At 47.9% G+C, this 16,825-nt stretch carries 7 protein-coding genes; 1 reads left to right on the top strand and 6 read right to left on the bottom strand.

Features of this window, described 5'->3' with window-relative positions; genetic code table 11:
• Nucleotides 1-401: 401 nt before the first annotated feature.
• Complete coding sequence (gene hpf, locus GRP75_RS02200) at nucleotides 402-962, bottom strand: ribosome hibernation-promoting factor, HPF/YfiA family (RefSeq protein ID WP_023990642.1); 561 nt, start codon at nucleotides 960-962, stop codon at nucleotides 402-404.
• 434 nt (nucleotides 963-1,396) lie between these two features.
• On the opposite strand from hpf, the gene GRP75_RS02195 reads away from it, so the two are divergent.
• On the top strand, nucleotides 1,397-12,472 hold the full coding sequence (locus GRP75_RS02195) for a DUF7507 domain-containing protein (protein WP_160788506.1): 11,076 nt from the start codon (nucleotides 1,397-1,399) through the stop codon (nucleotides 12,470-12,472).
• A gap of 159 nt (nucleotides 12,473-12,631) precedes the next feature.
• On the opposite strand, the gene GRP75_RS02190 is transcribed toward GRP75_RS02195, so the two are convergent.
• The 5 genes from GRP75_RS02190 to GRP75_RS02170 form a co-directional block, all read right to left on the bottom strand.
• Nucleotides 12,632-12,829 carry a cold shock domain-containing protein gene (locus tag GRP75_RS02190; protein ID WP_013312263.1) on the bottom strand — a complete coding sequence of 66 codons (198 nt, stop codon included), beginning with the start codon at nucleotides 12,827-12,829 and terminating at the stop codon, nucleotides 12,632-12,634.
• A 287-nt stretch (nucleotides 12,830-13,116) separates the two neighbouring features.
• Nucleotides 13,117-14,301, bottom strand: coding sequence for a UDP-4-amino-4,6-dideoxy-N-acetyl-beta-L-altrosamine transaminase (gene pseC / locus GRP75_RS02185; RefSeq protein WP_160788505.1), 1,185 nt, complete (start codon nucleotides 14,299-14,301; stop codon nucleotides 13,117-13,119).
• 30 nt (nucleotides 14,302-14,331) lie between these two features.
• Nucleotides 14,332-15,279: a dTDP-glucose 4,6-dehydratase gene (locus GRP75_RS02180; protein ID WP_160788504.1), complete on the bottom strand. Its 948-nt coding sequence runs from the start codon at nucleotides 15,277-15,279 to the stop codon at nucleotides 14,332-14,334.
• 26 nt (nucleotides 15,280-15,305) lie between these two features.
• Entirely contained in the window at nucleotides 15,306-16,355 is a 1,050-nt protein-coding gene (gene pseI, locus GRP75_RS02175; RefSeq protein WP_160788503.1) for a pseudaminic acid synthase, read from the bottom strand.
• A complete protein-coding gene (locus tag GRP75_RS02170; protein ID WP_160788502.1) occupies nucleotides 16,348-16,815 on the bottom strand; it encodes a GNAT family N-acetyltransferase in 468 nt (155 codons plus the stop codon). The genes pseI and GRP75_RS02170 overlap by 8 nt, the downstream gene beginning before the upstream one ends.
• Between the last annotated feature and the right edge of the window lie 10 nt (nucleotides 16,816-16,825).

Below are 16,825 nucleotides of genomic sequence, written 5' to 3'. Positions count from 1 at the left end.
TCGCGCAAAACAATTAATAGAATCAATTTCACAATAAGAAAGGGTCCATGATGAAATTGATTCCCGATATGTTTGACAGGCCCGGCTGTACCAGCCCATCGTGCGATGTTCTTTGCATAAATTGTAACAGTTTGTAGGACATGCCGCAACACAAGCAGCCTCCAGATTTGCATCCGGTTAAAGATACCAAAACAATTGACGCACGAAATACACAACTTCGTTACGCTTATCCAAGTTAAAATTTCCTTACATTTACAAAAAAAACATATAAAAGAGCCCTATCCCGCCAGGTTCGCAAGGATAAGGCTCGTGTTGTTTTCATTTTCCTAATATCCATGAAGCATGCTTCAATCGAAATCGTTCTATTCATTTTAAAATGTGAAAAGTTCCTACTTCACAGGCTATTCTCGTTCGATCAGACCGTATTTACCATCATTGCGCTTGTAAACTACGTTAACTTCTTCGTTGTCAATATTGGAAAACACAAAGAAATTATGTCCAACCATGTTCATTTGAAGAATAGCTTCTTCCACATCCATAGGTTTCAATAAGAAACGCTTGGTGCGGACGACTTCCAGCTCATCCAGTTCTACATCCTCATCTTCAGCAACAGCCACGCCACCTGCCGGATCTTCCACAAAAAGGGTTTTCAAACTGCCTTCCTGACGGAATTTACGGTTTAGCTTGGTTTTGTGCTTGCGAATTTGCCGTTCAAGCTTGTCTACCACGGCATCAATGGATGAATACATGTCATCGCTCTCGTCTTCGGCACGGAGTACAAGCCCCGGCAAAGGAATGGTTACTTCTACAGTGTGCAAATCTCTGGTTGTGCTTAACGTTACACTTCCATCAGACGTCGGGGGTGCATCGAAATACTTTTCAAGTCTGCTGAATTTCTTATCAACGTAGTCCTTCAAAGCGTCGGTAACCTCGATCTGTTGACCTCGTACTGTTAAGTTCATAGGGCACGCCTCCTTTGCTCCTTCAGTATAGCACATATGTTAACGCCAAGTAAAAAAAGAGACCAACATTTCGAAGCTATTTTACAAAATTCTTCTTTTTTCGCTAAAACGCTTCCGATAACGTCATTCTTTGAAAACAGGTATGTTTAAAATTGACTTGCATACATATGTGAATAATGAGTGCATATATAAATATTGCCCCGCTGACGTCATGACAAACAACTATTTCGGGCTTCATGCTAAGCTATTTTATCGAAAAAGGGGGTGGCCTTTTCCCGCTGGATTAGGTACATGGGCGTGTGCGATATGCAAGGCCTGGTTATAACGCAGGCAATTTATACGAAAGGATTATTACACCCAGCCTAGCTGGCTCTTCCTATACGAAAATCCTAAGATAACGGATTTGGAAGAGATGGAAAGTAGGAAGCTAATCCATGGCTTTTATTCAGCGTTACGTAACGAACCAGACGGGGGCTGTCACCTTTATAGGGAATACACTTGGGCTGGCACGCTCTAATTCGGTAGGAGTGCCGGGAACAGCGACCAGCATTGGCGCGTTCATCACAACTAATACAGCCTCTCGCTTCGGTACGTATCCATTTGGCACGACTTCTGCCTTTACCAGTAACTCATCGACAGCATTCCTTGTGCTCCCTGCGGGCAGTACGGTGCTGTATGCTGAGCTTATTTGGGGAGGAAGTTATGCCAACGGCAGTACCAATGTATTGTCCAGCGCCAGCAACCCGGTCACATTTCAGACACCTGCTTTATCTACTACAGTCAGCCCTGAATCGGCAACATCAGTTAACGTCACCAGTCTCAGTACCTATGTGAGAACAGCGAATGTCACAAATCTGGTCATTCAAGGCGGTGCAGGGGCATACACGGTCGGAAATGTGACGGGCACCATCACAGTTCCCGATTCCACCAACACCAACCATGCCGGCTGGACGCTGGCTGTGGTGTACAATAACCCATCTCTGCCCTTCCGTAACCTGTCGCTACGTGTTGGTGGTGAAGGGGTCAGTACTGCTACAGGCTCGGTCAATGTGGTTGTGAGTGGGTTTGCCACGCCCGTACAGGGGACTTTGCGTGGTAGGGCGCTGATTAGCGCCCAAGAGGGTGACGTGGACATTACGGGTGACCGTGCGTTGTTTGGACCTACCACATCGAGTTTGACTGCGCTGTCTGGGCCTAATAATTTTTCGACTAATTTTTTCGCTTCCCAAATTAACGGAGACGACGGTACATTGGTCACGACGGGGACCTTCGGTACAACTAATGCCGTGAATGGAGCACCTGGAACGCAGGTCACGGGTGGACGGCAAGGCTGGGACATTACCAATGTCGATATTTCCTCCACGCTGCTCAACAGCCAAACTACAGGCGTCCTCCAGCTGACAACAAATGGCGACATTTACACTGTAAATGCCAATGCCATTCAAATTGATATCAATGCTCCGCTGGTGACCCTGACCAAAACTGCCAGCTCTACAGGCTTGGTTATTGGCGATACAGTGACCTATACAGTTAACATTTCGAATACGGGGCTCGTCAGTGCTTCCAACACAGTACTTACCGATACCATACCAGCTGGGGCTACCTTCGTACCCGGCAGTGTTGTTGTCGCAGGCACAGCCCAGCCAACAGCCAATCCCGCTACAGGTATCACAGTGGGCAGTGTAGCTCCTGCTTCCACGGTGACCATTACATTCCGTGCAACCGTCACTTCATTGCCAGCAAACACCCAGCTGGGCAATCAAGCATCGGCATCCTTTTCCTTCCAAACCGTGCCTGGAGGACCTGTCATTTCTGGCAACGTTCCGTCCAACACTGCCAGTACACCAATCTACCAACCTGTTATTGGAATTGTTAAAAGTGCCAATACAACGGCTGCTACAGTTGGAGATACGATTACGTACACGTTTCAGATATCCAACACGGGCAGCATTGCTGCAAATCTCAGCTTTTCGGAGAGCATTCCCGCCGGATCATCCTTCATACCGGGCAGTGTGACCATTGGTGGTTCTTCCGTGCCTGCTGCCAATCCCGCTACTGGTTTTTCAGTAGGAACGATTAATACAGGTGCTACTGTACCCGTGACCTTCCAGGCCCTCGTCAACGCGGTTCCCGCCTCTGGTAATTTGACCGATCAGGCGGCTTACACGTATACCTTCACACCGCCTGACGGACGTATATTGAACGGAAGCGGGACGTCCAACACGCTCACCATTCCCGTATCCTCACCAAATGTGACCGTGACAAAAGCCTCTTCCCTGGCGGCAGCCGCAGTCGGAGAGACTGTTCAATTTACCATAACCGCCACAAACAACGGAATCGCCAATGTGACCAATGTAGTCGTTACCGATCCGCTGCCAAGCGGAGTTGCCTTTGTACCTGGTAGCGTCACCGTGAACGGAACTGCTTCTGCGACTGCTACACCTGTGAACGGTATTCCGATCGGCACTTTAGCTCCAGGCGCATCGGTTACGGTTGTATTTCGGGCAGCCATTAATTCTCTGCCTTCTCCTGCACAGATCAACAATCGTGCAACTGTCAGCTTCACTTCCGGGGCCTTTACCGGATCATCATTGTCCAATCTTGTAACCATACCTGTCGTTATTGCAGCGCCGACGATTACCAAAAGCGCCAGCTCCAACCGTGCCAGTGTTGGCGGGACGATTACTTATTCATTTCTCATCGCTAATACCGGAACAGCCGTATTAAACACGACCTTGACGGAAACTGTACCGACAGGCTCCACCTTTATTCCCGGAAGCGTCATTGTCGGCGGGTCCTCAGTGCCAGGCGCCAATCCTAATACGGGAATTTCAGTAGGCACCGTAAACCCTGGTGCACAAATTACAGTCTCATTCCGGACGACAGTGGATTCGCTACCACCCGGGGGTGGATTAAACGATCAGGGCCTGCTCCAATATTCATATCAGTTGCAAGACGGAAGAATCCTGTCGGGCTCGCTTCTCTCCAATATTGTTTCCGTATCGATTTCGCTTCCCAACGTAGCAGTAACCAAGTCTGCGGGGTTCACATCCGTTAGTGTTGGCGAAACGCTGACCTACAGCGTGAACGCCGTTAATAACGGAATTGACCCCATCACAAACACCGTAATTACCGATCCACTCCCCGGCAGCGTGTCATTTGTACCCGGAAGCGTAACCGTCGGTGGTTCACCTGTGAGCACAGCCGACCCAAGAAGTGGCATTCCAGTCGGCACCATTGGCGCAGGCGCATCCGTGCAGGTGTCCTATGCTGTGCTGGTCAATGCCGTTCCATCCGTGCAGCCGCTGCAAAACACAGCCAGTGTCAGCTTCACCAGTGGTGCTTTTACCGGAACATCCCAGACAAATACCGTCTCTGTGCCGGTTTATCAGCCTCGTATCAGTGTGGTCAAATCTGCAAATACAACAGCAGCTACGATAGGCGACACGATTCTGTACACATTGTTAGTCACTAACAGCGGCAACTATAATGCTTCTGTAACGCTGACAGATGCTATTCCTGCCGGGTCCACATTTATGGAGAACAGCGTGGTAATCAATGGCGTTAGTCAGCCCGGAGCCAGTCCAGCAGCAGGTATTTTCATCGGAACCGTGTCGCCGCAAAGCCCTATCACACTGACATTCCAAACTGTAGTGGCTACCCTTCCAACACCATCCCAACTGACAGACCAGGCCACCGCCGCCATTTCCTTTACCTTGCCCGATGGGCGAGTGCGAACAGATAGCACACCGTCCAACGTGTTATCCATTCCCGTGTCTGCGCCGAATGTGTCCATTTTGAAGACTGCAGACCGTTTCACGGCCATTCCGGGTGATTCGGTGTTATACACCCTGACCGTACTCAACAACGGAATCCAGACCGTGGGCAATGTGGTCGTTTCCGATCCTATCCCGGCCGGCTCTCAATTCACTGCCGGTAGCGTAACGCTGAATGGCTCCACAATAGCCAGTGGAGATCCGTCTTTAGGTATCGTAATTGGGAGCATTGCCGCTGGAGGGGGAGCTACAATCACTTTCAGGGTAACGGTATCCTCCCCATTACCAAGTCCTCCGCAGCTCACCAATCAATCGCGTGCCAGTTACACCAGCGGTGCTTTTTCAGGCGTATCAGTATCTAACCCGGTGAAGGTAGCCGTCAATGCCCCAGTGCTAACTGTCAGTAAAACTGTAGATCCCATACAGGCAACGGTTGGCGATATCGTAACGTATTCTGTGGCGGTGACCAACAATGGTAACATTGCTGCTGCTGCCACATTGACAGACAATATTCCCGCAGGCTCAACACTGGTACCGAACAGTGTGGTCGTCAACGGTGTTCCTATTCCCGGTGCCAGTCCCGAAGCAGGTCTGTCTATTGGCTCCATTGTACCTGGAGCCGCGACTCAAACAACTTTTCAGGTGGTGATTACTTCCGTGCCTTTACCTCCCCAACTCACCGACCAGGCGAATATCAGCTTTTCCTTTCAACCGCCGGATGGCCGGATTGTTAACGGCAATGTTTCGTCCAATATTGTCACAATCCCTGTATCGTCACCCAATGTACAGGTAAGCAAAAGCGCCTCGGTAGCTGATGCCGTTCCTGGGGATACGATAACCTATACCATTACAGCTACCAATAGTGGCATCGAAACCGTAACAAATGTTCGCGTAACCGATACCATTCCTACAGGCTCCACTTTTGTTCCTGGCTCGGTTATTGTAAATGGAACGGCATTGCCGTCAGCCAGCCCCTTAACGGGGATTCCAATCGGTTCCATCGCTGCTGGTGCGTCAACAACCGTCACCTTTTCCGTGTCTGTCAACAGCCTGCCTGACCCACCTCAGCTGAGTGATCAGGCTACAGTTTCTTTTACCAGCGGTACACTGAATTTCACATCACTCTCCAACACAGTTGTCATCCCTGTTTACCAGCCTATTATCAGTCTTGTTAAAACCGCAAATACGAGTCAAGCAACGGTAGGCGACACCGTAGTCTATACACTCACTGCTCAAAATACAGGTAATCTAGCAGCGACCGCCACCTTCACCGATGCCATTCCATCTGGTTCCTCCTTTATACCGAATAGCGTCACCGTGAACGGTCTGCCTGTTGCTGGAGCCAATCCCCAATCAGGGGTATTGGTCGGAAACATTGCAGCGGGGGCTTCTGTCGCCCTTACCTTTCAAGTGGTCATTAACGCTGTCCCTGCTGGCCTGGGTCTATTAAATCAAGGTTCGGCCACATTCACCTTCCTGCCACCTGACGGCCGCACATTAAATGGAAGCGCACAATCGAATCCGGTGTTCATTCCCGTATCCAATCCGAATGTCACCGTAACCAAAACGGTCAATCAGACCTCTGTAGCCTTCGGCGATACGATTACGTATACCATTAACGCAGCAAATAGCGGCATTACACCCGTAACAGGGACGGTCTTTATCGACCCGATTGCGGATGGCACTACTTTTATACCTAACTCCGTACAAGTCAATGGTGTCACTATACTGGGAGCCAACATCGCCACAGGCGTATCCGTAGGTACTATCCCTGCTGCCAGCTCAGTAACGGTCACCTTCCAGGCAACGGTAACATCCTTGCCAGCGTCAGGTTTGTCAACGGATCAGGCAACGGTCTCCTTTAATTCCGGGGCTTTCGCAGGTCAATCCGCCTCGAATCAGGTCAGCCTGCCTGTATTTCAGCCAATCTTGAATGTGACCAATACCCTCAGTGCAGATCGTGCAACCGTAGGGAATACACTTGGCTTTTTCATCACTGTAACCAATACCGGCAACGCGCCCGCAGAAACGGTCGTGCTTGATCTGTTGTCCAGCTCGCTTAGTCTGAATCAAAATAGCGTACTGGTCAACGGTTCGCCCATTCCCGGAGCAGACCCGATTACAGGCATTAATATCGGTTCGGTCGCCCCAGGTGCGACGGTAACCGTCTCGTTTAGCGCCGTGGTCATATCAGTACCACCTGGCTCCATACTAACCAACCAGGCCACTGTGAACTATACGTTCCAGCTACCAGATGGACGAACGCTGACCGGAAATGGTGCAGCCCTACCTGTATCCATTCCGATCTCATCACCGAATGTTACAGCCACAAAGGCAGCTGATGTGGCTGTCGCTGTCGTGGGTGATTCTGTCCCCTATGTCATAACTGCGTTCAATAACGGACTCGATCCTGTTACTAGCGTAATCGTCACGGATACCATTCCTTTTGGAACCGCCTTTGTTCCGGGCAGCGTTACAATTAATGGTACGCCTGTTGTTACAGCCAACCCACAAAACGGTATTCCTGTCGGAACGCTTGGAGCTGGTGGCGGAGCTACCATTCGCTTTTTGCTTAACGTACAATCTCTGCCGTCGCCAGCGTCCATTACCAATGAGGCGACCGTAAGCTTTACTTCAGGTGCATTTAACGGATTTTCTGTATCCAATCCCGTTACCATCCCTGTGTATCAACCGATCGTCACTGTAACTAAAAGCGCGGGAACGGGAAGAGCTACGATTGGAGATACGGTAACCTATACATTCTCCGTTACAAACTCTGGAAACATCGGCGCTGATACCGTACTTAGTGATCCCATTCCGGCAGGGGCTGCTTTTATACCTAATAGTGTAGTGATCAATGGCACCGCCGCACCCGGTTCAGATCCAAGTGTTGGGATTCCATTAGGTATCATAGGTGCAGCTACGACCGTCACTCTGACCTTTCAGGCAGTCATTACCTCACTGCCCGCATCAGGTACATTGATCAATCAGGCGACTGCAGCTTACAGCTATCAACCTCCAGATGGTCGTGTCCTGACTGGAAGTGCAGTATCTCCGTCCGTGACCGTCTCGGTCTCTTCACCAGATGTGGACGTTATCAAAACAGCCTCCGCTACAGATGCCGTAGTCGGAGATACCATTACGTATACTGTGATTGCTACGAATAACGGAATCAGTCAAGTCGTCAATGCCGTTGTATCTGATCAACTGCCGCCCGGCACCAGCTTTGTTCCGGGTAGCGTAACCGTAAATGGAACTTCTGTACCTGCTGCGTCACCAAGCTCCGGTATCCCTGTAGGCACCATTGCAGTAGGTGGTTCGGCAGCAGTTACATTCCAGGTCTCCGTCGTTAGCCTGCCGCAACCGCCGCAAATAACCAATCAAGCGACCGTCAGCTTTACTTCAGGCGTGTTGACCTCGTCTTCGCAATCCGATCCGGTTACCTTGCCCGTTTATCAGCCGATCATCGGCCTGACCAAAACCGTCAATACCGTCAACACACAGATTGGATCAACATTGGTCTATACCCTGACGCTAACTAATACCGGAAATATTGCCGTTATACCTGTGCTGTCGGATAACATCCCCGCAGGTTCTGAACTACTGCCTAACAGCGTAGTCGTTAACGGCATCCTTGTCCCGGGAGCTTCACCAGTTACAGGCATAACGCTCGGATCACTGGCCCCTTCAGGCAGTATTACAGTGAGTTTCCAAACCATCGTCTCGTCTCTGCCAACTCCGCCTATATTGACCGACCAAGGGCAAGCGGACTTTACCTACTCACCACCTGACGGTAGAGTACTGAGCGGTTCTGTCACATCGAATACAGTCAACGTTGCTGTGTCTGCACCTAATATTCAGGTGACGAAAACATCCAGTCTGGCAGCCGCTGTAGTCGGAGATACGATCAGATATACACTGAGCATCACGAATAGCGGTGTGGATTCAGTCACAGATACTGTTGTAACCGATACAATTCCTGCAGGTACCTCCTTCGTTCCGGGCAGTGTCCTAATCGACGGAGTAGCCTTCCCTAATGCCTCTCCGGTTGCTGGAATTGCCATCGGAAACGTCGCACCTGGAAATACATTCGTCGTCAGTTTCCAGACAACTGTCCAGTCTTTGCCGCAGCCACCACTGCTCTCAGATATTGCAGCCGTCACGTTTACTAGCGGAACGTTCACTGGCACTGCCTTTTCCGATCCACTCATCGTACCTGTGTTCCAACCGTTAATTGCAATTACTAAAGCATCCAGCACTCTTAACGCCTCCGTCGGCGATACACTGACCTACACGATTACAGCCGTGAATAGCGGCAATATTGCAGCAGCGCTTACCATCAGCGATAACATCCCGGCCGGATCGACTTTCCTTGCCAACAGTGTCAGCATTGCTGGCAGTCCGCAACCTGGATTGTCCATCGAAACTGGCGTTCCAGTTGGATCCGTGTTGCCAGGCGGAACAGTATCCGTAACGTTCCAAACCATTATCAATACACTGCCTAATCCACAGGTACTGGTCGATCAGGCATCAGGCTCATTCACTTTCCAACCACCAGATGGCAGAACTGTATCCGGATCTGCGGTATCCAATTCAGTTAGTATCTCTGTATCCTCACCAGACGTTAGCATTGTCAAAGGAACGGCGGCTACCGACGCCATTATTGGCGATATCATCACCTACACACTGGCTGTCTCCAACAATGGGATCAGTACAGCCAATAATATAGTGGTTTCAGATATGATTGCGGCGGGAAGCTCCTTTGTAAATGGCAGTGTTACCATAAACGGCACTTCCTTCCCTGATGGAAATCCTGGATTTGGTATTGCCATCGGTACGCTCGCTCCAGGAGCTGTTACTACCGTTACGTTCCAGGTTCGAGTCGACTTCTTGCCCACATCGGCACAATTAACTAATCAGGCATCCGTTAGCTTTACCAGCGGGGCATTTACTGGTAGCTCAACATCTAATGTAATAATCATTCCGGTCTTCCAGCCGATCCTGACAGCAGTCAAAACAAGCAATACCAATAATGCCACCGTCGGAGACATCATCACTTACACGATTGTCGTATCCAACACGGGTAACATTGCAGCCTCAACTACTGTAAGTGACAATATTCCGGACGGCTCTGTATTCCTTCCGAACACAGTCTCGATTAACGGCATTGCAGCTCCCGGTGCAAGCCCAGTTTCCGGCATCCCGACTCCAGCCATACCACCAGGACAATCGGCAACCGTCACTTTCCAAGTGCTGGTATCTTCCATCCCTGCAACCGTATTACTGGTCGATCAGGCTGAGGTAGACTATCGCTTTAATGCACCAGATGGGCGAGAGGCAGGCGGTTTCCATTTATCCAACATTGTTGAGGTTGCCGTGTCACCGCTAGACATCACATTAAGTAAAAGCGTAAGCTCACCTTTCGCCACTACTGGCGATACCTTGACGTATGAACTCGTGATCCTCAACGAGGATACGAATACCTTGCAAGATGCCCGTTTGCTGGATACTTTGCCAGAGGACATCGAGTTTATTACAGGTTCAGTTCAGATTAATGGATCTACGGTGGCAGAAAGCGATCCCGGCACTGGCATATCTTTGCCACCGTTAGAAGCGAATACCAAGACTGTCATATCCTTTGATGTCCGTATCACAGCGACAGAACAGCCAGGACCACGTACGAACCAGGCGCGTTTGTTACTCTCAAATGGTGAAGAAGCGAGTGCCGTTTTGTCCAATGCTGTCACCATTGCCTTACTTCAGCCTGTGGTGAAACTGACGAAAATAGCCAGCACAGAGAGCGTACAGCCAGGCCAAAGCATCACCTATTCCATCGTCGCAGAAAATACGGGAAATATCGGTGCATTTGGCTTGTTAACGGACTCATTGCCATCGGAGCTTTCTTTTGTTCCCGGCTCTGTTTCGGTTAATGGAATCCCTCAATATGGGGTCAGTCCAGGGCAAGGCATTGCCCTAGGTACCATCGCACCAGGAGAAAAAACGACTTCCGTCTTCTCCGCGCTTGTCGTTCGTGCCTCCGAGTCTGGCACACTGGTGAATCAAGCTTCACTGGCTTACTCCTACCAGCTGCCGGACGGACGAAGCACGAATCTGGTAACTGCTTCACCTTCTATCTCGGTTAAAGTAGCCCCTACTGCTAAAGGAGCCTTGTCAGCCGTGCTACGCACAACAGTGTCTACTGTCGCATTAGGCGATGCTGTGCCTTATCAGCTGACTCTTGTTAACGATGGAGGCTCGGTCATTACCGATGTAGTATTAGCCGATTACGTACCGAATGGAACCATCATAAACCCGAATAGCTTGAGAGTTAACGGTTCTCCACCTGCTGCTAGCAAGCCGGGTGAACCATTATTTATCGGCAGCTTACAGGCGGGACAGACAATTGATGTATCCTACAGCGTGAACGTTCAGTCTCTGCCTCTCGGAGGACGTCTAAACAATAGCGTACGGCTTCAATATGCTGGCAGTGACGGTGCGAGCGAGGTTACCAGCAACACCGTGACTATAACTGTTTTTGATCCACAGCTTGCCGCAAGTATCTCTACGGAAAATACGGAGGCCATCGCAGGAGAAAGCCTTACTTATACGGTACTGCTCAACAACTTTGGCAACGTAACATCCGAAGTTACACTGCAAAATTTCATTCCTGCCGGAACTCTATTGATTCCTGACAGCATACAGTTGAACGGTCAATCACTGTCGGGAACCGATCCTGCTGTTGGTGTTAGTCTGGGGTCTGTGGAACCTGGACAGTCATTGACACTGACTTATCAAGTGACCGTATCGGAGACGCCTCCATCTGGCTACATCGTAAATCAAGCTGCCCTTGCCTACTCGTTTACGTTACCTGGAGGAAGAGTCGTATCAGGGACATTGACTACGAATACCGTTACCATCCCAGTTGTATTCCCACTGCTTGAATTAGTTAAAAAGGTGAATACCACGGATGCCTCTATAGGTGACACGCTCACCTTCACCATACAGATTACAAACAAAGGAGGAATCCCAGCGCAGTATCCGCTGTTCACAGACCCGTTGCCGCATGGACTCATTTATGTACCCAACAGCCTTACTATCCAAGAAGAAGCACAGCCAGGCGCTAATCCCGCTGTAGGTATCACGCTCCCGGATATTGCACCAGGGGAGACGCTCACCCTTACGCTCCAGGCGCAAATTCGTGAAGCACCAGCAGATGGAACATTCAGCAACCAAGCCACCATCGAATATACCTCACGTCGTAGTGGTGGAGAGACCATCCAGGAAACAACCCAAACCAACACCGTCGGCGTGACCGTTATTGCAGCCATCCCTAAACTTACGCTTAGCTCCAGCGCTTTGCGTGTCGGGCAAGAAGATACCCTGTCCTTCACCGTCCATGTGGAAAATATCGGAAATACCCCACTGGAAGAGCTCTTGCTCACTGCACCATTTGCAGCCGAAGATTTCCTTGTACTGAGAACCGTCACCGTGAATTCTGTGCCGCTTCCGCATCCTAACCTGCTCCAAGGTATTCCGTTAGGTCGGCTTGACCCAGACCACAAAGCCGTCATCCTCTTTTCTTTCGACATCGAATCTGCGCTCCGCGCGTATCTGATCGCCCAGGTCATCCTGCGCTATCAATTCCGCTATCCAGACGGAAGCGTAGAGAAACAATCTGCCTCCTCCAATACCATTTTTGTGGAGATGGCTGACTTTGATGGTTCTCTAGAGTAAATGTTCTATTGTGTCGAGCTCCTTACCACTGGGTAAGGGGCTTTTTTATGTAATTAGAAAACATAAAAAAGCCCTGGAATATTTTCCAGGGCAGTTGCTAGCGCGTTATCCATTGCTAACCATCTTACCAATTATGTAGGTCGGCTATGCCGGGGATGATTATAATTTGGTTACGTTAGCGGCTTGTGGTCCACGTGCGCCTTCGACAATGTCGAACTCCACGTCTTGTCCTTCTTCAAGTGTTTTGAAGCCTTCTGTTTGAATTGCGGAAAAATGTACAAATACGTCGCCGCCGTCAGAGGTTTCAATGAAACCATAACCTTTTTCTGCGTTAAACCATTTTACTTTACCTTGCATGCACTAACATTCCCTTCGTCATCAAATGAAGTGAAGCTCTCGCCCACATTTCCGACTATACCACCCAAAGTTATCCATTGTCAATTGGAATTGATAATGTTTTCATTCATTTTTTTACCACAAATTATGGTTAGGTATTAACTTAGTCAAGGTAGTTTATATAAAAATAAAGGAGCTTCTCAGCTCCTTTACCCTTTACAAATTAATTTGAATCAAAAATTAAAATAAATTTTCCCTATAAATCAACTAAAGTAAAGGTCTCACTTTGTTACATTTTCTTCAGCAACCTATCTTGTGTATCTAGTCCATACCTTACGAACCGCCTGAATTACATCCTGTACATCCTGATCTGTCATCTTAGGAAAGAGAGGGAGTGTTAACGCTGTATGATAGTACTCCTCTGCGTTCGGGCACAACCCTTCCTCGTATCCGAGGTGTTGGTAATACGGTTGCAGATAAACAGGAATATAATGCACATTTACACCAATATTCTCAGACCGTAGGGCCTCAAATATCATTTTCCGGTTTGCATTAAAATGCTCCGGTTGCCAACGAATCACGTATAAATGCCAGCTGGAGTATGCCCCAGCAAGCTGCTCAGGAAGGACAATCCCTGTCAACTCACTCAATGCTTCATTGTACAACCGAGCGATCGTGCGACGCTTCTCTACAAATGCATCCAGTTTGTCCATCTGGGAATGACCCAATGCAGCCTGGATATCTGTCATACGGTAGTTATACCCCAGTTCCTGCATTTCGTAATACCAAGGGCCGTCGTTTTTTGTCAACTCCTGTGGATCGCGTGTCATACCATGACTACGGAACAGTAACAACTTTCGATAAAATTCCTCAGAATTCGTCACAATGATGCCACCCTCGCCTGTCGTAATATGCTTGACCGGATGGAAACTGAACATAGTCATATCTGCCCATGAACCGACTTTGCTCCCTTGGTAATCTGCACCCAAAGAATGAGCCGCATCCTCAATGAATACCAGCCCATGATCTCGGCACAGCATCGATATCTTGTCGAGTTCAGCTGGCTGACCCGTAAAATCGACAGCAATGACCGCCCGAGTATGCTTGGTAATCCGCTCTGCAATCCGGTCCGCATCAATGTTGTAGGTATGCATATCAATGTCAGCAAACACCGGTGTTCCTCCTTGGTATAACACGCAGTTACTACTAGCAAGGAACGTAAGCGGCGTCGTGATGACCTCATCACCTTTTCCGATTCCTGCGGCAAAGCATGCCCCATGCAGTGCAGCAGTTCCGTTGGTGAACGCCACTGCATACTTGGCTCCTACATACTCAGCAACCTTGCTCTCAAACTGCTGAATCACAGGCCCCTGTGTAACAAACCCGCTACGGAGTACATCCACTACAGCTTGAATATCTTCATCGTCAATCCATTGCTGTCCATAGGGCAGCAGCGTATCACGCACAGGTCCAGATATTACATCATTGGACATCCTGTTAACCCCCTCTATACTTGAACCAAACTAGATCATGCCGCTCTCACGAATCCATACCGTCGTACGCCGGATACCTTCTTCCAAACTAATACGCGGTTCCCAACCAAGTAACTCCTTCGCCTTCGTCGAGTTACACAGAAGCTTTTGAATTTCACTTTGCGGATGGATATGCTCCACATGCTTGATACGCGACGAGTCCCCACTAATAAGCAACGCTAGATCATTCACAGAAATATCTTGCCCCAATCCCGCATTGACAATCTGACCGTTGACACGATCGCTAAAGCCTGTCTCTACAACGAAGCGAGCGCAATCCTCAACATACAGAAGATCACGGGTTTGTGTGCCTTCTCCATAGATATTAAGATTTTTACCTTCCAAGTGGTTTTTAATAAAAATCGCAACTACGCCCCCTTCACCGCCTGTCTTTTGAAAAGGGCCGTACGTATTAAATGGACGAATAACCACGGTCGGTAAACCATAAGCGAAATAATAGGACAGTACCATATTCTCAGCAGCTACCTTTGCTCCTGCATAAGGAGAAGCAGGTTTGGTAGGATGTAGCTCATTAATACCTTGATCGTCGCTACAGCGGTCATATACCATACATGTACTCATAAAAACTACTTTGGTGTGGTGCTTGCGGCACTGCTCCAAGATTGCGAAAGTTCCTACCGTATCATTATTAAAAGTAGTGCGTGGATCATCAATAGAATCCTGTACATTTATAGAAGCTCCCAAATGGTAGCAAATTTCAAACGAATGCTCTTCAAACAACTGTTCCAACAGCGCCTCATCCAAAATACTCCCTTTGATGAATGCCTTGAAGTTGCTATGTTCGACCAATTCCGACAAATTTTCTTCACGACCATTCGACAAATCGTCGACAATCCAAACCTGATGCCCATCCTCCAGCAGGCGCTTGGCAACCCAACGCCCAATGAATCCTGCACCACCAGTAAGTAGAATATTCATATTTTATCCTCCTTTATTTTTTGAATTCATAAGATATCCCAACTGATAGGCGTCCCTTTTAATACATTCTTACGAACTGGTTTTCCCAATAACTGATCTATATATTTAGGCGGGAGACCATAACCTGGACGTATTGCCCTCACATTTTTATCTGTGAGAATATCTCCCGCCTGCAAGTCTTCAGAGATATATAATGATCTTCGGAATTGAAGAGAAGCTTTTTCTGCATCCGTTGCTCCATACGAGATCCCCCCGAGAGATTGCCAAGCTCTTTCAGTTTCCATAACTAGTGACTTCATTTCATCTGGTTCCAACGAGAACGTTGAATCTACTCCTCCATCAGCTCTAGACAAAGTAAAATGCTTTTCTATTACAGTAGCACCTAACGCAACACTAGTAACAGCAACTCCCACTCCCATAGTGTGATCAGACAATCCTACTTGGGTATTAAATAAATCCTTTAAATGAGGAATTGTACGTATATTCGTATTTTCAGGTGATGCAGGATAAGTACTAGTGCATTTTAACAATACAATTTGATTATTTCCTGTTTCTCTCACTGCTTGAACAGCTTCTTCTAATTCTGCTATAGTAGCCATTCCAGTAGAGATAATCACAGGTTTTCCCGTAGAGGCTACTTTTCTAATTAATGGAATATCCGTATTTTCAAATGAGGCTATTTTATAAGCCGGAACATTAAGTGATTCTAAAAAATCTACCGCTGTAGCATCAAAGGGAGTACTAAACCCTATAATCCCCAGTTCATTACATCTCTTGAAAATAGGTTCATGCCATTCCCATGGAGTGTATGCTTCCTGATACAAATTATATAGGCTCTTGCCTTCCCACAGACTATCCTCATCCTTAATAAAAAATTCTCCTGAATTTATATTAAGAGTCATAGTTTCAGCAGTATAGGTTTGGATTTTTAGAGCATCTACCCCCGCAGCCGCCGCTGCTTCCACAATACGGAAGGCACGCTCCAATGATTGATTATGATTTCCTGACATTTCTGCAATGATGAAGGGACGAGTATTGGTGCTTATTTCCCTGTTCAATATGTTAAATTCAGTCAAGACATTCCCCCCTAAGCTCTTTACACATTATTATTTCTTCCTTATTTTTTGAAACGACAGCATAACCCCTCTTACTAAACAATTTAATTGAAGCAATATTGCTTGGCTTTATCAGAGCAGTCAGAATCCTTACTTTATTATTCCAAGAGGTTGTATAACTTTCAATTTTGCATAGTATTTCATTAGCATATCCTTTTTGTCTAAGACTTGGATCAATATTTATGCTAATTACCACTTCATTGTCACTCTTTAAGTCTAACCTAATTACGCCTACTAAGGCTTCATTTTCATAAGCAATGAGCATTTTCCTTGTTTTGGTGTCTAATGACTTTTCAAACCAATGTCTATGCTCTTCATAGGGAATCTCGTCCGTGACAAATGAATTTTTTCTAGTGTCTAAATCATTTCTTAGATTAAAAATGATGATCGAATCATTTAAGGTCGCGCTTCGAAGTTCCATATGATCCCCA

The sequence above is a fragment of the Paenibacillus sp. OT2-17 genome (assembly GCF_009827695.1).
Classification (GTDB): domain Bacteria; phylum Bacillota; class Bacilli; order Paenibacillales; family Paenibacillaceae; genus Paenibacillus; species Paenibacillus polymyxa_B.
Note: the sequence above shows the minus strand (reverse complement) of the source record. Positions and strands in the feature narration are given on the sequence as shown.